Raw genomic sequence first — 21,697 nt, forward strand, 5'->3', positions numbered from 1 at the left:
ATGACAACCCAGTATGGATTTTTTATTGATTCCAGCCGTTGCACCGGGTGCAAAACCTGCGAGCTGGCCTGTAAAGATTACAAAGACCTGACCCCCGACGTGAGCTTCCGTCGTATCTACGAATACGCCGGAGGCGACTGGCAGGAAGATAACGGCGTCTGGCATCAGAACGTGTTCGCTTATTACCTGTCGATTGCCTGTAACCACTGTGAAGATCCCGCCTGTACCAAGGTCTGCCCGAGCGGCGCGATGCATAAGCGAGAAGATGGTTTTGTGGTGGTGGATGAGGATGTTTGCATCGGCTGTCGCTACTGCCATATGGCCTGCCCGTACGGCGCACCGCAGTACAATGCCGAGAAAGGGCATATGACCAAATGCGATGGTTGCCATACCCGCGTCGCAGAGGGCAAAAAGCCGATTTGCGTCGAGTCCTGCCCGCTGCGCGCGCTGGACTTCGGCCCTGTTGAAGAGCTGCGTCAAAAACACGGTCAGCTTGCCGCAGTGGCACCTCTGCCGTCTGCGCACTTCACGAAGCCGAGTATTGTGATTAAACCTAACGCCAACAGCCGTCCTACAGGTGATACCACCGGCTACCTGGCAAATCCGAAGGAGGTGTGAGATGGGAAGTGGATGGCATGAATGGCCGCTGATGATCTTCACGGTCTTTGGTCAGTGCGTGGCCGGTGGCTTCATTGTGCTCGCGCTGGCGCTGCTGAAGGGCAATCTCAGCGGCGAACAGCAGCAGCGTTTAGTGTTGAGCATGTTTGGCCTGTGGGTGCTCATGGGGATTGGCTTCATTGCTTCTACGCTGCACCTGGGCTCGCCGATGCGCGCATTTAACTCTCTGAACCGTGTGGGCGCCTCGTCCCTCAGTAATGAGATTGCCAGCGGGGCGATTTTCTTTGCCGTTGGCGGGCTGGGCTGGCTGCTGGCCGCAATGAAGAAGCTGTCTGCGGGTCTGCGCAGCCTGTGGCTGATCGTGACCATGGTGCTGGGCGTGGTGTTCGTGTGGATGATGGTGCGCGTCTATAACACCATCGACACGGTTCCCACCTGGTACACCGTCTGGACGCCAATGAGCTTCTTCCTGACCATGTTTATCGGCGGACCGCTGCTGGGCTATCTGTTGCTGCGCGTGGCGGGGGTAGACGGTTGGGCTATGCGCTTGCTGCCGGCCGTTTCACTGCTGGCGCTGGTCGTGAGTGCTATGGTTGCCCTGATGCAGGGCGCTGAACTGGCAACCATTCACAGTTCGATTCAGCAGGCGTCTGCCCTGGTGCCGGATTACGGTTCGCTGATGGCCTGGCGTGTCGTTCTTCTCGTCGCGGCATTGGTATTCTGGATTGCCCCGCAGCTCAAAGGTTATCAGCCCGCGCTGCCGCTGCTGTCACTGGCTTTTGTACTCGTCCTGGCGGGCGAACTGATTGGCCGTGGGGTATTCTACGGATTGCATATGACCGTGGGTATGGCTGTTGCCAGTTAATACGCTCATTCCTTCTGTAAAGCCGGGTCAGAGTGCCCGGCTTTTTCTTTTTTTCGATCATGAAATTTTTCGACTGTCGTTTTGTTTTAATTTTGGCCATTAATAAACAAAAACAGAGACATAATTAATATCTATAGCAGGCGTGGCATTAGCAGGATAAGTTTTTTAAATCGACAGGGAACATATTGTGCCTGGCGGCTAAGTCAGTGGATTGACTTTGTTTTTGCCAGTGGCATGATGCGCACGAAATCTGAACTTCCTCACGGCTTTTAATCCATGACCACCTATACCCGGCCAGTGCTGCTATTGCTCTGTGGCCTGCTGCTGTTGACCCTGGCGATCGCAGTGTTAAATACGCTCGTTCCGCTGTGGCTCGCCCATGAAAACTTACCGACCTGGCAGGTGGGTATGGTCAGCTCGTCCTTTTTTACCGGAAACCTGCTGGGTACGCTGGTGACCGGGAGCCTTATTAAGCGCTTTGGTTTTAACCGCAGCTATTATCTGGCTTCGCTGATTTTCGCTGCCGGGTGTGCGGGGCTGGGCCTGATGGTCGGCTTCTGGAGCTGGATGGCGTGGCGTTTTATCGCCGGCGTAGGCTGCGCGATGATTTGGGTGGTCGTTGAAAGTGCGCTAATGTGCAGCGGCACGTCGCGCAACCGCGGGCGCCTGCTGGCAGCCTATATGATGGTGTATTACGTGGGGACCGTGCTGGGACAACTGATGGTCAGCAAGCTGCCAACCGACCTGATGAGCGTTCTGCCGTGGGTGACGGGTATGGTGCTGGCCGCGATCCTGCCGCTGCTCTTCACGCGTATTGTGAACCAGAACAGCGAACATCAGGAAGCCACCCACGTCTGGCCAATGCTGAGACTCCGGCAGGCACGTCTGGGGGTAAACGGCTGCATTATTTCCGGGATTGTACTGGGCTCGCTCTATGGCCTGATGCCGCTCTATCTGAACCATCAGGGCGTCAGCGATTCCGGGATCGGCTTCTGGATGGCGGTGATGGTGAGTGCGGGCATTCTCGGCCAGTGGCCTATTGGCCGTCTGGCGGACCGTTTTGGCCGCCTGCTGGTGCTGCGCGTTCAGGTCTTCGTGGTGATTATGGGATGCCTCGCCATGCTCAGCAACGCCGCGATGGCACCGGCGCTGTTTATTCTTGGGGCTGCCGGTTTCACGCTCTATCCGGTCGCGATGGCCTGGGCCTGTGAGAAAGTGGAACATCATCAACTGGTGGCCATGAACCAGGCGCTTTTACTGAGCTATACCATCGGCAGTTTGTTAGGGCCGACGTTTACCGCGATGCTAATGCAGAATTATTCCGACAATTTGCTGTTCATCATGATTGCCAGCGTGTCGTTTATTTATCTCCTGATGCTGCTGCGCAAAGCGGGCGAACATCCAACGCCAGTGGCGCATGCCTGATTAAATTAAAGCCAGTCATCGACTGGCTTTTTTGTCCCCATCACATCTAAGACTTTTACGCATTGTTTGTTTACCGCGTCAGGCGATAATTCAGGTGAGTTCTATCACTAAAAGGCAGCAATCATGGCTACACGTCGTTTAACCACTACCGCACTGGCAGTAGTGTTGTCTTTAACGTTTACTACAGCACCGGTCATGGCTAATCCTGGAAACGGGAATGGCGGTGGTGGTCACGGTAACAGTGGCGGACAAGGTAATGGTGGTAATCACGGCAATTCCGGGAATCATGGTAACGGAAATTCCGGTACCCATGGTAGTAAACACAATACAGATAATCCGGGTAAATCTAATAAAAGCGTCAGTGATGATGTCGACGCCCGTGTAAGCTTCGATCATGCCCGTCATCTGGCAGTGAACTATGGTTTAACCGGCTATGAGTCACTGCCTCCGGGCATTGCGAAAAACCTCGCACGCGGTAAACCACTGCCTCCGGGGATTGCGAAGAAAACCGTGCCGGCTTCTATGCTGGACCAGTTGCCTTCCTATCCTGGCTATGAATGGCGCGTGGTCGGTGACGATCTGGTCTTAATTGCACTCAGCACGGCTGTGGTGACGACCATTATTAACGGTGTGTTCAAATAGAATAAATAAGGCCCGGTTTTTACCGGGCCTTTTCTTTAATACATTACTTTGTGACCGTACTGTTCAAGAATACCTTTCACGCGCTCCATCGTCTCTTTTTTCGGCGGCTTCACGCCATCAAGCTTATATTCTTCGCCCATTGCCACCCATTTGTGTTTGCCCAGTTCATGGTAGGGCAGAAGCTCAATTTTCTCGACGTTGCCCATGTCGCGGGTAAATTCGCCCAGGCGGTGCGCGGAATCGTCGTCATCTGACCAGCCTGGAACCACCACGTAGCGGATCCAGGTTTTAATGCCTTTCGCTGAGATATATTTAGCAAACTCCAGCGTACGGTGGTTGGACACGCCAACCAGATTCTGGTGGATCTCGTCGTTCATCTGTTTGAGATCGAGCATCACCAGATCGGTCACTTCGAGCAATTCATCAATAACGGGATCGTAGCGGCGCACAAAACCGTTCGTGTCGAGGCAGGTATGAATACCTTCTTTGTGGCAGGCGCGGAACCAGTCGCGGACAAACTCGGCCTGAAGAATGGCCTCGCCACCGGACGCCGTCACACCACCGCCGGATGCGTTCATAAAGTGGCGGTAGGTCACCACTTCTTTCATCAGATCGTCGACGGTCACTTCTTTCCCGCCGTGCGTGTCCCAGGTGTCGCGGTTATGGCAGTACAGGCAGCGCATCAGGCAGCCCTGGAAAAAGGTAATAAAGCGGATACCCGGGCCATCGACGGTGCCACAGGATTCAAAGGAGTGAATGCGACCAATAGTTGACATTGCGGTGATATCTCCAGCATCGGCCCGTCCGGGGCCTGTGTATGCACAGCTCAAAACCGGCTGTGTTGAAGTCTGTTTTGGCTGATATCCATAGAGTATAGATAGCGGACAAAAGAGACTAAGGTGGAGAGGGTGCTAAAAAGGCCCCACTGACGTGGAGCCTTTATTGTACGCTTTTTAACGCGTGATTTCAGTCATTTCCACTTACATGGACTGAGTGAAAGTACGGGTGATAACGTCCTGCTGCTGTTCTTTGGTCAGGGAGTTAAAACGTACTGCGTAGCCAGATACGCGGATGGTCAGCTGAGGATATTTCTCAGGGTGTTCCATCGCGTCGAGCAGCATTTCACGGTTCATTACGTTCACGTTCAGGTGCTGACCACCTTCGATGGACGCTTCGTGGTGGAAGTAACCATCCATCAGACCCGCGAGGTTCGTTTTACGCACTTCGTCGTCTTTACCCAGCGCGTTTGGCACGATAGAGAAGGTATAGGAGATACCATCTTTCGCGTAAGCAAACGGCAGTTTCGCAACGGATGTCAGAGAGGCAACAGCACCTTTCTGGTCACGACCGTGCATTGGGTTAGCACCTGGGCCGAATGGCGCGCCAGCACGACGACCGTCTGGGGTGTTACCGGTTTTCTTACCATACACAACGTTAGAGGTGATGGTCAGAACAGACTGAGTCGGGATAGCGTTACGGTAGGTAGTGAGTTTCTGAATTTTCTTCATGAAACGTTCTACCAGGTCAACCGCCATGTCATCAACGCGAGCGTCGTTGTTACCAAACTGCGGGTATTCGCCTTCGATTTCGAAGTCGATAGCCAGACCATCTTCGTCACGAATTGGTTTAACTTTCGCATATTTGATTGCAGACAGGGAGTCAGCAGCAACGGACAGGCCTGCGATACCACACGCCATGGTGCGGATAACGTCACGGTCGTGCAGCGCCATCAGAGAGGCTTCGTAGCTGTACTTGTCGTGCATGTAGTGGATAACGTTCAGTGCAGTGACATACTGTTTAGCCAGCCAGTCCATGAAGTGATCCATGCGGTCCATGACTTCGTCGAAGTTCAGAACATCGCCTTTGATCGGCTCAGACTTAGGACCCACCTGCATTTTCAGTTTTTCATCAACGCCGCCGTTGATAGCGTACAGCATGGTTTTCGCCAGGTTTGCACGCGCACCGAAGAACTGCATTTGTTTACCAACAACCATTGGGCTTACGCAGCAAGCGATAGCGTAATCGTCGTTGTTGAAGTCCGGACGCATCAGGTCATCGTTCTCGTACTGCAGAGAAGAGGTGTCGATGGACACTTTAGCGGCGAATTTCTTGAAGTTCAGAGGCAGTTTTTCAGACCACAGAACGGTGATGTTCGGCTCCGGAGAAGGACCCATGGTGTACAGGGTGTTCAGGAAGCGGAAGCTGTTTTTAGTTACCAGAGTACGGCCATCAACGCCCATACCACCGATAGATTCAGTTGCCCAGATTGGGTCACCGGAGAACAGCTCATCGTATTCAGGGGTACGCAGGAAGCGAACCATACGCAGTTTCATGACCAGGTGGTCAATCATTTCCTGTGCGTCTTGCTCGGTAATTTTGCCAGCTTTCAGGTCACGTTCGATGTAGGCATCCAGGAAGGTGGATACGCGACCGAAGGACATTGCGGCACCGTTCTGAGACTTAACTGCGGCCAGGTAGCCGAAGTAGGTCCACTGGATAGCTTCCTGAGCGTTGGTTGCAGGACCAGAGATATCGCAGCCGTATTTCGCTGCCATTTCTTTGATCTGACCCAGCGCGCGGTGCTGTTCAGCAATCTCTTCACGCAGACGGATAGTCGCTTCCAGGTTTACGCCGTTTTCCAGATCGGACTGCAGGGAAACAAACTGCGCGTACTTGTCTTTCATCAGGAAGTCGATACCGTACAGCGCAACGCGACGGTAGTCACCGATGATACGACCACGGCCATAGGCATCTGGCAGACCAGTCAGAACGCCAGATTTACGGCAGTTCAGAATGTCTTTGGTGTAAACATCGAATACGCCCTGGTTATGAGTTTTGCGGTATTCGGTGAAGATTTTTTTCAGCATTGGGTCCAGCTCGCGGTTATACGCTTTGCAGGAACCTTCAACCATTTTAATACCACCGAACGGGATGATTGCGCGTTTCAGTGGTGCTTCAGTCTGCAGACCAACGATTTTCTCAAGGGCTTTGTTGATATAGCCAGCGTCGTGAGAAGTGATGGTGGAAGCCACGGAGGTGTCAAAATCAACTGGCGCGTGAGTGCGGTTTTCCAGTTTAACGCCTTCCATTACGCTGTCCCACAGCTTGGTGGTCGCTTCAGTTGCGCCAGCCAGGAAGGATTCGTCACCTTCATACGGGGTATAGTTTTTCTGAATGAAGTCACGTACGTTGACTTCATTCTGCCAGTCACCTTTCGCAAAACCTTCCCAGGCTGTGGCTAACTTTTCATTAAGCTCGGACATGTAACACCTACCTTCTTAAGTGGATTTTTTATTTACTGCCTGAGAAAACCATCAATGATGATCGTCGCCACGCAGGTAAATGACCCAGTATGTCAACCCAACTAACAGACCCCCACCGATAATGTTCCCGATAGTGACAGGGATCAGGTTATCAGTAATGAAATTCATAATAGTCAGGTGAGAGAAACTTTCCGGGGATGAACCAACTGCGGTCCAGAACTCCGGGCTTGCAAAGTCGCGGATGACAATGCCCATTGGGATCATGAACATATTCGCAATACTGTGCTCAAAGCCGCTGGCAACAAACATCGCAACCGGCAGAACCATGATTAAGGCTTTGTCCATCAGGCTACGACCGGAGTAGCTCATCCATACAGCCAGGCAGACCATCAGGTTCGCGAGGATGCCGAGAGCAACGGCTTCAATAAATGTGTGGTGCATTTTGTGGTCGGCGGTTTGCAGGACGTTCAGTCCCCAGCCGCCGTTGGCGGTCATGTACTCGCCAGAAAGCCACATCAACAAAACAAAGAGCAGACAGCCAACCAGGTTACCCACGTAGACGTTAAGCCAGTTACGTGCCAGCTGACCCCAGGTAATTCTTCCGCTGGCCTTTGCCACGACAATCAGCACCGTTGAGGTGAAGAGATCGGCACCGCAAATGACGCAAAGAATCAGACCCAGTGAGAAGCAAATGCCGCCAATCAGTTTGGCCATGCCAAAAGGCATTCCGGCAGTACCGGTGGTGGCGGTGATGTAGAAGACGAAAGCGATAGAGATGAACACACCAGCCGTGATCGCCAGATAGAACGTCTTCATCGGGTGTTTCGTTGCTTTATAGACACCCGCTTCTTCGGCGACTTTTGCCATCGCAGCGGGGAGTAAAAGATCAAAAGGGTTGTCAGCTTTCACACTAACTCTCTCTTTATTAAGTCGGCGACGAGATACTAACAAAGCATTATAGAAGAGAAATTGATATAGATCATATCTCGCCTGGCTTATAGGCCCGCAGTGTGTATGGTTTTACACCAAATGCGGAGTAAGTGTTTGATTATCCGTATAAAAATAAATTTTAAAAGTTGTGAAAAGAGTTGAATTTTTTCGTTCGGCCACCTCTGAAACAGTTAATTAATATGGAGTATTAGCCATAAAAAGTAACAGTTAAGTCCGGGTAGATATTATTATATTTACCCATGATTAACTTTATTATTACAATCAACAGTCATTGCCGAAGAAAATAAAAAAAGGGGCAATGAAATTGCCCCGTAATATAGCCCAGACGATTGAATACGCCTACTGCTGGTAATGTTATGTGCGCTTATTTTGACCAGTAAGCGGCTTTCGCTTTCTGCAGCTTCTCATAGGCCTTCAGCAGCGACTGATGCGCCGGGAAGGCTTTTAGATCGCTGTCAACAGCCTGCAGACCGTAGAACGGCTCTTCACCGCTCAGCGCCGCGCTGGCCGCTTCTACCGCCTCGGCACCGTACATGCGCACAAAAGCATTCAGATACTGCAGCGGCTCACGATCCTCTTCCTGCGCGAGAAGCAGGAGGGTTTGCAGGCAGCGGTAATAGTTGGTGCGCTCGGCAGAGAAGACCGACTGGTTAAACTCCATGGTCCACTCGGTCCAGGCCAGGGCCTGATCCAGATCGCCGCCCGCCAGCGCCAGCATCGCTTTCAGCTCGCCGATGCGCAGGGTATACCAGCCGTTATCTTTGCCGGTGGCCAGACCGAGCAGCTCGCGTACGCGTGTGAAGTCATCGTGGCCTTCCTCGTCCAGCTGGGCGATCAGGTTCAGATAATCCTCTTTTTCCCATTCGCTGCCCGGCAGTGCCAGCAGCGTTTCACGCAGATGCGCGCCCATGCTGTTATTCGCCAGCCACAGATCTTCAGCAGGGTAGATGTCGGACATGCCAGGAACAATAATACGGCACGCATAGACGCCCAGGTGCTCGTAGTCAGCAATGTAGACTTCTTTATCTTCAGATTTGAAGATGGCCATCAGCGTGGCGAACTCTTCTTCCGTGGTACCGGCAAAGCTCCAGTCCACGAAAGGATAGTCGGCGTCCTGTTTGAATAGATCCCATGAGATCAAACCGCTGGAGTCGATGAAGTGGGTTTCCAGATTGGTATGCTCAGCCACTTCTTCATCGTCGAACGTTGGCGGCGTAAACACGTCGAGGTCTTTCAGGCTACGGCCCTGCAGCAGTTCGGTCACGGTACGTTCCAGCGCTACGCCGAAGTCCGGATGTGCGCCGAAGGAGGCGAAGCAGGTGCCATTTGTCGGGTTAAACAGCACAACGCAGATAACCGGGTATTTACCGCCCAGCGAGCCGTCATACGCAAAGATTGGGAAACCTTCGGCTTCCAGTTTGGCGATGGATTCCACCACGCCCGGATAACGCGCCAGCACGTCTGCCGGAATTTCAGGCAGGCTGATGGATTCGGCAATAATGCGGTTTTTAATGTGGCGTTCGAAGACTTCAGACAGACCCTGCACGCGCGCTTCATTGCGGGTATTACCGGCGGACATGCCGTTAGACACGTACAGGTTGCCGACGATGTTCATCGGGATATAGACGGTCTGTTCATCCGACTGACGAGTGAATGGCAGGGCGCAAATACCGCGATCTTCGTTACCGGACTGCAGATCGATCAGCATGCTGGCGGTCAGTTCGTTTTCGGGATCGTAAAACGCACGCAGACGCGTATCCAGGATACCTTCCGGCAGTTCGTCATCTTCGGTCAGCGGGAACCATTTTTCATTCGGGTAGTGAACGAACGGGCCGTTAGCGATGGTTTCACCCAGCCAGAAATCGGCGAAGAAGTAGTTGGTGGACAGACGCTCAAAATACTCACCCAGCGCAGAGGCCAGTGCCGCTTTTTTTGTCGCGCCTTTACCGTTGGTAAAGCACAGGGCACAGTCTTTATCGCGAATATGTACGGACCAGACATGCGGCACCGGATTGAGCCAGGAGGCTTCTTCGATGTTAAAACCCAGGTCGGTCAGTTTCTGCTGGAAGCGAGCGATGGAATCTTCCAGGGCGGCGTCTTTGCCGGGGATAAACGTTTGAGTCATGGCGTTCACTTTTATCGTACGTAAAGCGCGCAATGATACGGGTTTTGCGTGACAGGTGCTATCTCCGGCGAAAATAAAAGACTGGGCTATGCTTACTGTCAGTAACTCACTGTTAAGGCATAGAAAAATGAAAGCATTCGATCTCCAGCGGATGGCGTTTGATAAAGTCCCTCCTGAATTTTTAGGCGAAGTGGCGCTGCGTAGTCTGTATACCTTCGTTCTGGTCTTCCTGTTTCTTAAAATCACCGGTCGTCGCGGCGTGCGGCAGATGTCGCTTTTTGAAGTATTGATCATCCTGACGCTGGGTTCAGCGGCGGGGGATGTCGCTTTTTATGATGATGTGCCGATGGTGCCGGTGTTTATCGTTTTTGTCTCACTGGCGCTCCTCTATCGCCTGGTGATGTGGCTGATGTCGAAAAGCGAAAAGCTGGAGGATCTGCTTGAAGGAAAGCCGGTCGTGATCGTCGAGGACGGTCAGCTGGCCTGGGAAAATGTCCAGAGCGCCAATATGACCGAGTTTGAGTTCTTTATGGAGCTGCGCCTGAACAGCGTGGAACAGCTCGGGCAGGTGCGTCTGGCGATAATGGAAACTAACGGGCAGATCAGCGTCTATTACTACGCTGATGAGGACGTAAAGCCCGGTCTCTGTATTTTGCCGGATATGCTGATCGAGCGTTTCAGGACGGTCCCCGAAGCAGGCGATTACGCTTGCGTAAGATGTAGCCATGTTGTGGCCATGAAGCCTGGCGATCGTCAATTATGCCCTCGCTGTGCAAATCCGGAATGGACGAAGGTTAGCCGGGCTAAACGGATCACCTGACAGCCATTTTGTCGGTTTTGCGATAGCGAGGCGGCAGATTGTTTTGTGTGACGCGGGGCACATTTCACCGGTCATAAGTTTTAGACATTGCGGCGCGTGTCACTGAATGATAAAACCGATATCCACAGTTATAACTTATGGCTTTTAGCGTGGTGAGGGGAAATGGCTCAAGTCTTTAATTTCAGTTCAGGTCCGGCAATGTTACCGGCAGACGTGCTTAAACAGGCTCAACAGGAACTTTGTGACTGGAACGGTCTGGGGACGTCGGTGATGGAAATCAGCCACCGGGGTAAAGAGTTTATTCAGGTGGCGGAAGAGGCAGAAAAGGATTTTCGCGATCTGCTGAATATTCCCTCGAACTACAAAGTATTGTTCTGCCATGGCGGCGGACGCGGCCAGTTTGCTGGCGTGCCGCTGAACATCCTTGGTGATAAAACGACGGCAGACTACGTTGATGCGGGCTACTGGGCGGCCAGTGCGGTGAAAGAAGCGCACAAGTACTGCACGCCGAATGTTATCGACGCCAAAGTGACCGTTGACGGTCTGCGCGCCGTGAAGCCCATGAGCGAGTGGCAACTCTCTGACAACGCTGCGTATCTTCACTACTGCCCGAACGAAACCATCGACGGTATCGCCATCGACGAGACCCCGAACTTCGGCAAAGACGTAGTGGTTGCCGCAGATTTCTCCTCCACCATTCTTTCTGCGCCAATTGACGTCAGTCGCTACGGTGTAATTTATGCGGGCGCGCAGAAAAATATCGGCCCTGCTGGTCTGACTATCGTCATCGTGCGCGAAGACCTGCTGGGTAAAGCGCATAAATCCTGCCCGTCGATTCTCGATTACACCGTGCTGAACGATAACGACTCCATGTTCAACACCCCGCCGACGTTTGCCTGGTACCTGTCCGGGCTGGTCTTCAAATGGCTGAAGCAAAACGGCGGTGTGGCGCAGATGGACAAGGTTAATCAGCAGAAAGCCGAGCTGCTGTACGGCGTGATTGATAAGAGCGATTTCTATCGTAACGATGTGGCGAAAGCCAACCGTTCGCGCATGAACGTGCCGTTCCAGCTGGCGGACAGCAACCTGGATAAAGTCTTCCTGGAAGAGTCCTTCGCGGCAGGTCTGCACGCGCTGAAAGGCCACCGAGTGGTGGGCGGCATGCGTGCCTCCATCTATAACGCCATGCCGCTGGAAGGCGTTAAAGCGCTGACCGATTTCATGATTGACTTCGAACGTCGCCACGGTTAATTGCGCTGTTTTCACCCCCGTAGCCCTGCTGCGGGGTTTTTATTATGTTGAGTTGAGATAAGTTTCATGGAATCCCTGACGTTACAACCTATCGCGCGGGTAGATGGCACCATCAATCTGCCTGGTTCAAAAAGTGTCTCGAACCGCGCTCTGCTGCTGGCAGCTCTGGCAAACGGCACCACCGTCCTCACGAACCTGCTGGACAGCGATGACGTGCGCCATATGCTCAATGCGTTGAAAGCGTTGGGAGTTCATTACACGCTGTCTGACGACCGTACCCGCTGCGAAGTGACGGGGAACGGCGGCGCGCTACGCTCGGCTGATGAGCTTGAACTGTTTCTGGGTAACGCGGGGACCGCAATGCGTCCGCTGGCGGCAGCGCTGTGTCTGGGCAGCAACAACATTGTCCTGACAGGCGAGCCGCGCATGAAAGAGCGCCCGATCGGCCATCTGGTGGATGCCCTTCGTCAGGGCGGCGCGCAGATTGAGTATCTGGAGCAAGAGAATTATCCACCCCTGCGTCTGCGCGGGGGCTTTACCGGCGGTAACGTCGAGGTTGACGGTAGCGTATCCAGCCAGTTCCTGACGGCGCTGCTGATGACCGCACCGCTGGCACCGCAGGATACCGTAATCACTATTAAGGGCGATCTGGTTTCCAAACCGTACATTGATATTACGCTGCATCTGATGAAGACCTTCGGTGTAGAGGTTGAAAACCAGGCTTATCAGCGTTTTGTCGTTCGCGGCGCCCAGCAATATCAGTCTCCGGGCCATTACCTGGTGGAAGGGGATGCCTCTTCCGCTTCGTATTTCCTGGCTGCCGGGGCGATTAAAGGCGGCACGGTGAAAGTGACCGGCATTGGCCGTAACAGCGTGCAGGGCGATATTCGTTTTGCTGACGTACTGGAGAAAATGGGCGCCATTGTCACCTGGGGCGATGATTTCATCTCCTGTACACACGGTGAATTGAAGGCCATTGATATGGACATGAACCATATCCCGGATGCGGCGATGACCATCGCCACGGCGGCGCTGTTTGCAAAAGGCACCACCACGCTGCGTAACATCTACAACTGGCGCGTGAAAGAGACCGATCGTCTGTTCGCAATGGCCACCGAGTTGCGTAAGGTGGGAGCTGAAGTGGAAGAGGGCGAAGACTACATTCGCGTTACACCTCCGGCAAAACTGCAGTTCGCGGAAATTGGGACCTACAACGATCACCGTATGGCGATGTGCTTCTCGCTGGTGGCGCTGTCCGATACCGCGGTGACCATCCTCGATCCAAAATGTACGGCGAAAACCTTCCCGGACTACTTCGAGCAGCTGGCCCGCATCAGTACGCTGGCCTGATAACAGCGTGCCGCATCGCCCGATGCGGCATTTGCTTACGCTTCCTGACGTTCATTCACGCGCATTTCTTCTACACTCTGCTTCATTAATTCCCTAATTTGCACGCAAAGGTAACAGTTGCGCACGTTGGCGCGTATAATGCGCGGCGTTTATGTAAACGGTATGCCTTATTTAAGGAGAAAAAGATGACGGCAGTTGCCCCGGTAATCACCATTGATGGGCCTAGTGGCGCAGGGAAAGGTACGCTGTGCAAAGCGATGGCGGAAGCATTGCAATGGCATCTTTTAGATTCGGGAGCAATCTATCGCGTGCTGGCGCTGGCTGCACTGCATCATCATGTGGATGTAGCCTCTGAAGAGGCGCTGGTTCCGTTGGCGGCGCATCTGGATGTGCGTTTCGTGTCGACCGATGGCAACCTGGAAGTCATCCTTGAAGGGGAAGACGTGAGCGGCGAAATTCGTACGCAGGAAGTGGCAAATGCCGCCTCCCAGGTGGCGGCATTCCCGCGCGTTCGTGAGGCGCTGTTACGCCGTCAGCGCGCGTTCCGTGAAGCCCCGGGTCTGATTGCGGACGGGCGTGATATGGGAACCGTGGTATTCCCTGATGCGCCTGTGAAAATTTTCCTTGACGCCTCTTCGGAAGAACGTGCGCAACGCCGCATGCTTCAGTTGCAGGAGAAGGGGTTTAGTGTTAACTTTGATCGCCTTTTATCCGAGATAAAAGAGCGCGATGACCGCGATCGTAACCGCGCCGTCGCCCCACTTGTTCCTGCAGAAGATGCATTAGTTCTGGATTCCACCAGTTTAACTATTGAGCAAGTGATTGAAAAAGCGCTACAATATGCGCGCCAAAAACTGGCACTCGCGTAATCGCGACCGATTTAGCAGTACCCCCGCTGCAATGGATTGACGGCGGGTATGTGAAACAACCCCATCCGGCACGGAGCCAGGTGGACGTTAATATTAACCTGAAGATTAAACATGACTGAATCTTTTGCTCAACTGTTTGAAGAATCCTTAAAAGAAATCGAAACCCGTCCGGGTTCCATCGTTCGCGGTGTTGTTGTTGCTATCGACAAAGACGTAGTACTGGTTGACGCCGGTCTGAAATCTGAGTCCGCCATTCCGGCAGAGCAGTTCAAAAACGCCCAGGGCGAGCTGGAAATCCAGGTGGGTGACGAAGTTGACGTTGCTCTGGACGCAGTAGAAGACGGCTTCGGCGAAACCCTGCTGTCTCGTGAGAAAGCTAAACGTCACGAAGCATGGATCACGCTGGAGAAAGCTTACGAAGAAGCTGAAACTGTGGTCGGTGTTATCAACGGCAAAGTTAAAGGTGGCTTCACTGTTGAGCTGAATGGTATTCGTGCGTTCCTGCCAGGTTCTCTGGTAGACGTTCGTCCAGTCCGTGACACCCTGCACCTCGAAGGTAAAGAGCTTGAGTTCAAAGTAATCAAGCTGGACCAGAAGCGTAACAACGTTGTTGTTTCCCGTCGTGCCGTTATCGAATCCGAAAACAGCGCAGAACGCGATCAGCTGCTGGAAAACCTGCAGGAAGGCATGGAAGTCAAAGGTATCGTTAAGAACCTCACTGACTACGGCGCATTCGTTGACCTGGGCGGCGTTGATGGCCTGCTGCACATCACCGACATGGCGTGGAAACGCGTTAAGCACCCAAGCGAAATCGTGAACGTGGGCGACGAAATCACTGTTAAAGTGCTGAAGTTCGACCGCGAGCGTACTCGTGTATCCCTCGGCCTGAAACAGCTGGGCGAAGATCCATGGGTAGCTATCGCTAAGCGTTACCCAGAAGGTACCAAACTGACTGGTCGCGTGACCAACCTGACTGACTACGGCTGCTTCGTTGAAATCGAAGAAGGCGTTGAAGGTCTGGTACACGTTTCCGAAATGGACTGGACCAACAAAAACATCCACCCATCCAAAGTTGTTAACGTTGGTGATGTAGTGGAAGTGATGGTTCTGGATATCGACGAAGAACGTCGTCGTATCTCCCTGGGCCTGAAGCAGTGCAAAAACAACCCATGGCAGCAGTTCGCGGAAACCCACAACAAGGGCGACCGTGTTGAAGGTAAAATCAAGTCTATCACTGACTTCGGTATCTTCATCGGCCTGGACGGCGGCATCGATGGCCTGGTTCACCTGTCTGACATCTCCTGGAACGTTGCAGGCGAAGAAGCAGTTCGTGAATACAAAAAAGGCGACGAAATCGCTGCAGTTGTTCTGCAGGTTGACGCAGAGCGTGAGCGTATCTCCCTGGGCGTTAAACAGCTCGCGGAAGATCCGTTCAACAACTGGGTTGCACTGAACAAGAAAGGCGCAATCGTAAACGGTAAAGTAACTGCAGTTGACGCTAAAGGCGCAACCGTAGAACTGGCTGACGGCGTTGAAGGTTACCTGCGCGCTTCTGAAGCTTCCCGTGACCGCGTTGAAGATGCCACTCTGGTTCTGAACGTAGGCGACGACGTTGAAGCTAAGTTCACCGGTGTTGACCGTAAGAACCGTGCAATCAGCCTGTCTGTTCGTGCTAAAGACGAAGCTGATGAGAAAGATGCAATCGCAACTGTTAACAAACAGGAAGATGCAAACTTCTCTAACAACGCAATGGCTGAAGCTTTCAAAGCAGCTAAAGGCGAGTAATATCAGGTTCTCAGCATCATTTGAGCTGTAACGCATTTACAGCGCGAAGGATGAGGAGCAAACTTGACAGATTGCAGGATCCGTCCTGTAATCAATAACAAAGGGCGGCTACGGCCGCCCTTGTTTAATGAGCTGTTCAGCTAATTGGTTTGAAAGGAACCGGAGGAATCATGACCAAGTCAGAATTGATTGAAAGACTTGCCAGTCAGCAACCGCATATCCCTGCCAAGGCAGTGGAAGATGCCGTAAAAGAGATGCTGGAGCATATGGCCTCCACTCTTGCCCAGGGCGAGCGCATTGAAATCCGCGGTTTCGGTAGTTTTTCTCTGCACTATCGTGCTCCACGTACCGGGCGTAACCCGAAAACGGGCGATAAAGTCGAACTGGAAGGTAAGTACGTTCCGCACTTTAAGCCAGGTAAAGAACTGCGCGATCGCGCCAATATTTATGGCAACTGAGTTTATCCCTTGGGGTAAACTGGGTTCGAAAGAAAGCACCTGCGGGTGCTTTTTTTGTGCTTAACATTTTCGTTCTGAAGAGCCCCCGCATTTTTCATTTCCGTTTCTGCAAACGGATAAAAACAGTACGGCATGTGCTGTAAAACCTGGTCTTCCCACCTGACAACACGCTCTGCCTGCTTACATACTGCCATCCTGAAACAGGGAGGTAGCAATGGGCATACCCGCGCTGAGTATCTGCGCCATTCTGGCAATAACCCCTTTGCTCTGGTTACCTGAGCTGCCATCACGTCATCTCGTCTGGATAATGATTGTGGGTGGTGTCGTGCTGGCTGCACGGCGAAACGCACAACTGAAGTATGTGGGGATGGGGGTGTTATTTTGTGTATGGGGGATCCTGGCCGCACAGGAGAGCGTCTGGCCTATGGCGCATTTAACCGCGGGCGCGGTGCGGGCTGAGGTCGAGATCACCGCGACCGATGGCAAAAGCCTGCTCCAGGGAAACATTCTCAGCGTGGATGGTCAACGCTGGTGGGTGTCCACGGGCGTAACGCTGTATGGCAACGATCTGCCACAGAACGTATGTGCCGGTCAGCGCTGGGCCATGACGCTCAGACTCAGGCCAGTGCACGGCGAACTGAACGACGGAGGCTATGATGCCCAGCGAAGCGCTCTTGCTCAACATCAAACGCTGAGCGGACGGTTCACCCATGCGGAACGCGTCGATGGGCGCTGCAGCCTGCGCGCACAATACCTGATGTCACTGCAAAAGCGACTTTCTGCTTATCATTGGGGAGCGGTTATCCTCGGGTTGGGGATGGGGGAGCGTCTGGATGTCCCACGGGAAATAAAAGATCTGATGCGAGAAACCGGCACGCTGCATCTCATGGCGATTTCAGGTCTGCATATCGCACTGGCAGCATCCATCGTCTGGTTACTGGCTCGCGGTTTCCAGTTTTTATTACCCGCCCATCAGATCCGCTGGCAAATGCCTCTCCTGGCCGGGTTGGCCTTTGCCGCTTTTTACGCCTGGCTTACCGGTTTACAGCCACCGGCAATGCGAACGGTTATCGCCCTTGCTGTACTCGCGACGTTGCGTATTACGGCCCGTCAATGGTCTCCCTGGCAGGTATGGTTTTGCTGTATCGCGGCGATCCTGCTAAGCGATCCGTTAGCCGTACTGTCGCAAAGTCTGGCCCTGTCAGCATTTGCCGTCGCTGCGTTGATTTTCTGGTTTCAGTGGTTGCCGCTTCCTCACTGGCACCGGGCTCGTCGGATACGACCACTCCTGAACCTCGTATATCTACAGGTCGGAATGTTGCTGCTGCTTATGCCGTTGCAGGTGCTGATTTTCCATGGTTTCAGCCTCTCATCCCTCATTGCCAATCTCTTTGCCGTTCCCCTGGTGACGTTTGTCTCCGTGCCGCTGATCCTGCTCGGTATGCTGCTCCATCTGCTGCCGCTGGCTGCGGTAGAAAGTGCCGTCTGGTTTGCGGCCGATAAGTCGCTTGCGGGACTCTTCTGGCTACTGATGCGCCTGCCTGATGGCTGGCAAAATGTGGATCAACGCTGGCAGTACCTGTCATTGCTGCCCTGGCTTGCCATCGCGGGCTGGCGTTTTCGTGCCTGGAAAATCGTTCCTGCCGTTTGTCTGGCAGGCAGCGTCCTGTTGACATATCCCCTGTGGCGAACAACAAAAAGCGATAGCTGGACGCTACATATGCTGGATGTAGGGCAGGGGCTGGCTATGGTCATTGAACGGCAGGGAAAAGCCCTTCTGTATGATACCGGGCTCGCCTGGCCGGGCGGAGACAGCGCGCAGCGGTTAATTATTCCGTGGCTTCGCTGGCATCACCTGCGGCCGGAAGGCGTCATTCTCAGTCATGATCACCTCGACCATGCAGGGGGCCTGGTATCGCTGAAAAAAGCCTGGCCTGAAATGTGGATAAGAAGCCCCTTACGTCAGGCAGGTCATCGCCCTTGTTTCCGGGGACAACGCTGGCAATGGCAGGGACTTACCATCACCGTTCACTGGCCACCAGAGAATTATCCCTCCCAGGGGAATAACGCCTCCTGTGTGGTAAAAGTTGATGACGGTGAGCAGAGTGTTCTGCTGACGGGAGACATTGAAGCGCCTGCGGAACAGGCTATGCTTAGCCATTACTGGCGTCATCTGAGGACCACGCTCATACAAGTTCCCCATCATGGCAGCAATACGTCTTCATCGTTGCCACTGGTACAGCGGGCGGAAGGGCAGATTGCACTGGATTCGGCGGCCCGCTACAACGCGTGGCATTTCCCGTCGGCTAAAGTCGTGCGGCGTTATCGAAAAGAGGGGTATCTCTGGCATGATACGCCTCATTCTGGACAAATATCGGTGACATTCTCACAACATCACTGGCAAATCCGACGCTTGCGAGAACAAATTTTACGCCGCTGGTATCATCAGTGGTTTGGCGCGCCCGTAGATAACGGGTAGAATATGCGGCTATTTCAACAATGCTGGTTTTTTGAATGCATAACGACAAAGATCTCTCCACGTGGCAAACGTTCCGCCGACTCTGGCCGATGATTGCTCCTTTTAAAGCAGGCTTGATCGTGGCGGGTGTAGCGTTAATCCTCAACGCAGCCAGCGATACTTTTATGCTATCGCTTCTTAAACCGTTACTGGACGACGGTTTTGGTAAAACGGATCGCTCAGTGCTGCTATGGATGCCTCTGGTGGTGATCGGACTGATGATCTTACGCGGTATCACCAGCTATATCTCCAGCTACTGTATTTCCTGGGTATCAGGAAAAGTGGTGATGACCATGCGCCGTCGACTGTTCAGTCATATGATGGGCATGCCGGTTGCGTTCTTCGATAAACAGTCGACCGGAACGTTGCTGTCACGTATTACCTACGACTCCGAGCAGGTTGCCTCTTCCTCTTCCAGCGCGCTGATTACCGTTGTGCGCGAAGGCGCGTCGATTATCGGCCTGTTCGTGATGATGTTCTACTACAGCTGGCAGCTGTCGCTGATCCTTATCGTACTGGCTCCGGTCGTGTCCGTGGCTATTCGCGTCGTGTCGAAGCGCTTCCGTAATATCAGCAAGAATATGCAGAATACGATGGGACAGGTGACCACCAGCGCAGAGCAGATGCTGAAAGGGCATAAAGAAGTTCTGATTTTTGGTGGTCAGGACGTCGAAACAAAACGCTTTGATAAAGTCAGCAACAAAATGCGTCTGCAGGGAATGAAAATGGTGTCGGCCTCTTCCATCTCTGACCCGATTATTCAGCTGATTGCCTCACTGGCGCTGGCGTTCGTTCTGTACGCGGCAAGCTTCCCAAGCGTGATGGAGACGCTGACGGCAGGTACCATCACCGTGGTCTTCTCCTCCATGATCGCCCTGATGCGTCCGCTGAAGTCCCTGACAAACGTCAACGCCCAGTTCCAGCGCGGGATGGCGGCCTGTCAGACCCTGTTCAGCATTCTGGATTCCGAACAGGAAAAAGATGAAGGCAAGCGCGTCATTGAGCGCGCGAACGGTGACGTTGAGTTCCGTAATGTGACCTTCACCTATCCTGGCCGCGAAACACCGGCTCTGCGCAATATCAACCTGACCATTCCGGCAGGAAAAACCGTTGCGCTGGTAGGCCGTTCCGGCTCCGGTAAATCGACCATTGCCAGCCTGATCACCCGTTTCTACGACATTGACGAAGGTGAAATTCTGTTAGACGGCCACGATCTGCGCGAGTATACCCTGCAGTCGCTGCGTAACCAGGTGGCGCTGGTCTCCCAGAACGTGCACCTGTTCAACGATACGGTGGCAAACAACATCGCTTATGCGCGCACTGAAGAGTACAGCCGTGAGCAGATTGAGAATGCCGCGCGTATGGCCTATGCAATGGACTTTATCAACAAGATGGATAACGGTCTCGATACCATCATCGGCGAGAACGGCGTACTGCTCTCCGGTGGTCAGCGTCAGCGTATCGCCATTGCCCGCGCGCTGCTGCGTGACAGCCCGATCCTGATCCTGGACGAAGCGACCTCTGCGCTGGATACGGAATCAGAACGTGCGATTCAGTCGGCGCTGGATGAGTTGCAAAAGAACCGTACCTCGTTGGTGATTGCGCACCGTCTGTCGACTATCGAGCAGGCTGATGAAATCGTCGTGGTTGAGGATGGGGTCATTGTTGAACGCGGAAGCCATGCCGATCTGCTGGAACACCGCGGCGTTTATGCCCAGCTTCATAAGATGCAGTTCGGCGAATGATTGCACGCATCTGGTCCGGTGAATCCCCGCTGTGGCTGCTGCTTCTGCCGCTCTCCTGGCTGTACGGCCTGGTGAGCGGTGCTATTCGCCTGCTTTACCGTCTGGGGCTGAAGCAGGCATGGCGCGCGCCGGTACCGGTTGTGGTGGTGGGTAATCTTACGGCGGGTGGCAACGGTAAAACCCCGGTGGTCATCTGGCTGGTTGAGCAACTGCAACAGCGCGGTATCCGTCCCGGCGTGGTGTCGCGAGGGTATGGCGGTAAAGCGGCGAAATACCCTCTGTTGCTGACGGCGGAAACCACGACCGCCGAGGCGGGTGATGAGCCAGTATTGATTTACCAGCGTACTGGCGCCCCTGTCGCGGTCTCGCCGGTGCGCAGCGATGCCGTCCGGGCCCTGCTTGCCGAACATGCAGTACAGATAATCATCACGGATGATGGCCTGCAACACTACGCGCTGGCGCGTGATAAAGAGATTGTGGTCATTGATGGGGTTCGTCGTTTTGGTAACGGCTGGTGGCTGCCCGCCGGCCCCATGCGAGAACGGGCTTCACGCCTGAAGTCCGTGGATGCGGTGATTGTGAATGGCGGTGAGGCAAAAACGGGCGAAATCCCTATGCACCTCCAGCCTGGCATGGCCGTCAATCTTGTGACGGGCGAACGTCGTCCGGTTTCTCATTTACCTGCGCTGGTCGCCATGGCGGGTATTGGTCATCCTCCCCGCTTCTTCTCGACGCTGGAACAGGGCGGTGCCCGGCTTGAAAAACGCGTTCCGCTGGCCGATCATCAGGCGCTGTCGGTGGAACAGGTTGACGCACTGACGACGCCCGGTCAGACATTGATCATGACTGAAAAAGATGCGGTGAAATGCCGTCTCTTTGCGAAAGATAACTGGTGGTATCTGCCGGTTGACGCTGAACTCAGCGGCGAGCAGCCGGAACACTTGCTCCAGGAACTGATGGCGTTGGTGAAATAAACGCTTACGCGGTTCTGGTGGCGCTTTGACTGACAGGA

The 21,697-nt window shown here is 53.6% G+C and carries 17 protein-coding genes; 13 read left to right on the forward strand and 4 right to left on the reverse strand.

The features are described from left to right. The 4 genes from C1N69_RS07380 to C1N69_RS07395 all read left to right on the forward strand — a co-directional run bounded on the left by C1N69_RS07380 (position 1) and on the right by C1N69_RS07395 (position 3,550). The gene (locus C1N69_RS07380) at positions 1–618 is read left to right on the forward strand and encodes a DMSO/selenate family reductase complex B subunit (RefSeq protein ID WP_059386171.1); all 618 of its coding nucleotides are present in this window, start codon (positions 1–3) and stop codon (positions 616–618) included. Between the two features lies 1 nt (position 619). Next, a complete protein-coding gene (locus C1N69_RS07385; RefSeq protein WP_155030924.1) occupies positions 620–1,483 on the forward strand; it encodes a dimethyl sulfoxide reductase anchor subunit family protein in 864 nt (287 codons plus the stop codon). A gap of 276 nt (positions 1,484–1,759) precedes the next feature. Beyond that, a complete protein-coding gene (locus C1N69_RS07390) occupies positions 1,760–2,908 on the forward strand; it encodes an MFS transporter (protein ID WP_094918140.1) in 1,149 nt (382 codons plus the stop codon). Between the two features lie 123 nt (positions 2,909–3,031). Next, positions 3,032–3,550 carry an anti-virulence regulator CigR family protein gene (locus C1N69_RS07395; protein WP_155030925.1) on the forward strand — a complete coding sequence of 173 codons (519 nt, stop codon included), beginning with the start codon at positions 3,032–3,034 and terminating at the stop codon, positions 3,548–3,550. A 35-nt stretch (positions 3,551–3,585) separates the two neighbouring features. On the opposite strand, the gene pflA is transcribed toward C1N69_RS07395, so the two are convergent. The 4 genes from pflA to ycaO all read right to left on the reverse strand — a co-directional run bounded on the left by pflA (position 3,586) and on the right by ycaO (position 9,889). Then, entirely contained in the window at positions 3,586–4,326 is a 741-nt protein-coding gene (gene pflA / locus C1N69_RS07400) for a pyruvate formate lyase 1-activating protein (protein WP_025756015.1), read from the reverse strand. Between the two features lie 204 nt (positions 4,327–4,530). Next, positions 4,531–6,813 carry a formate C-acetyltransferase gene (gene pflB, locus C1N69_RS07405; protein ID WP_045284490.1) on the reverse strand — a complete coding sequence of 761 codons (2,283 nt, stop codon included), beginning with the start codon at positions 6,811–6,813 and terminating at the stop codon, positions 4,531–4,533. Between the two features lie 51 nt (positions 6,814–6,864). Next, a complete protein-coding gene (focA, locus tag C1N69_RS07410) occupies positions 6,865–7,722 on the reverse strand; it encodes a formate transporter FocA (protein WP_008499974.1) in 858 nt (285 codons plus the stop codon). Between the two features lie 406 nt (positions 7,723–8,128). Continuing rightward, positions 8,129–9,889 (reverse strand): 30S ribosomal protein S12 methylthiotransferase accessory factor YcaO, encoded by a 1,761-nt coding sequence (gene ycaO / locus C1N69_RS07415; protein WP_162185033.1) that lies wholly within the window; start codon positions 9,887–9,889, stop codon positions 8,129–8,131. A gap of 127 nt (positions 9,890–10,016) precedes the next feature. On the opposite strand from ycaO, the gene C1N69_RS07420 reads away from it, so the two are divergent. The 9 genes from C1N69_RS07420 to lpxK all read left to right on the forward strand — a co-directional run bounded on the left by C1N69_RS07420 (position 10,017) and on the right by lpxK (position 21,659). After that, positions 10,017–10,709, forward strand: coding sequence for a DUF421 domain-containing protein (locus C1N69_RS07420; RefSeq protein WP_025756012.1), 693 nt, complete (start codon positions 10,017–10,019; stop codon positions 10,707–10,709). A gap of 162 nt (positions 10,710–10,871) precedes the next feature. Beyond that, on the forward strand, positions 10,872–11,960 hold the full coding sequence (gene serC / locus C1N69_RS07425; RefSeq protein ID WP_045284488.1) for a 3-phosphoserine/phosphohydroxythreonine transaminase: 1,089 nt from the start codon (positions 10,872–10,874) through the stop codon (positions 11,958–11,960). Positions 11,961–12,026: 66 nt separating this feature from the next. Beyond that, entirely contained in the window at positions 12,027–13,310 is a 1,284-nt protein-coding gene (gene aroA, locus C1N69_RS07430; RefSeq protein WP_045284487.1) for a 3-phosphoshikimate 1-carboxyvinyltransferase, read from the forward strand. Between the two features lie 185 nt (positions 13,311–13,495). Then, positions 13,496–14,179 carry a (d)CMP kinase gene (cmk, locus tag C1N69_RS07435; RefSeq protein WP_013097305.1) on the forward strand — a complete coding sequence of 228 codons (684 nt, stop codon included), beginning with the start codon at positions 13,496–13,498 and terminating at the stop codon, positions 14,177–14,179. Between the two features lie 111 nt (positions 14,180–14,290). Beyond that, the gene (gene rpsA / locus C1N69_RS07440; RefSeq protein ID WP_008499966.1) at positions 14,291–15,964 is read left to right on the forward strand and encodes a 30S ribosomal protein S1; all 1,674 of its coding nucleotides are present in this window, start codon (positions 14,291–14,293) and stop codon (positions 15,962–15,964) included. A gap of 170 nt (positions 15,965–16,134) precedes the next feature. Continuing rightward, positions 16,135–16,422, forward strand: a complete 288-nt coding sequence (gene ihfB / locus C1N69_RS07445; RefSeq protein ID WP_008499965.1) for an integration host factor subunit beta — start codon at positions 16,135–16,137, stop codon at positions 16,420–16,422. Between the two features lie 214 nt (positions 16,423–16,636). Next, positions 16,637–18,901: a ComEC family protein gene (locus C1N69_RS07450; RefSeq protein WP_155030926.1), complete on the forward strand. Its 2,265-nt coding sequence runs from the start codon at positions 16,637–16,639 to the stop codon at positions 18,899–18,901. A gap of 35 nt (positions 18,902–18,936) precedes the next feature. Further along, positions 18,937–20,685: a lipid A ABC transporter ATP-binding protein/permease MsbA gene (gene msbA, locus C1N69_RS07455; protein ID WP_047958157.1), complete on the forward strand. Its 1,749-nt coding sequence runs from the start codon at positions 18,937–18,939 to the stop codon at positions 20,683–20,685. Next, positions 20,682–21,659 carry a tetraacyldisaccharide 4'-kinase gene (gene lpxK, locus C1N69_RS07460; protein ID WP_047958158.1) on the forward strand — a complete coding sequence of 326 codons (978 nt, stop codon included), beginning with the start codon at positions 20,682–20,684 and terminating at the stop codon, positions 21,657–21,659. The genes msbA and lpxK overlap by 4 nt, the downstream gene beginning before the upstream one ends. Positions 21,660–21,697 lie beyond the last annotated feature (38 nt).

It is taken from the genome of Enterobacter sichuanensis (assembly GCF_009036245.1).
Classification (GTDB): domain Bacteria; phylum Pseudomonadota; class Gammaproteobacteria; order Enterobacterales; family Enterobacteriaceae; genus Enterobacter; species Enterobacter sichuanensis.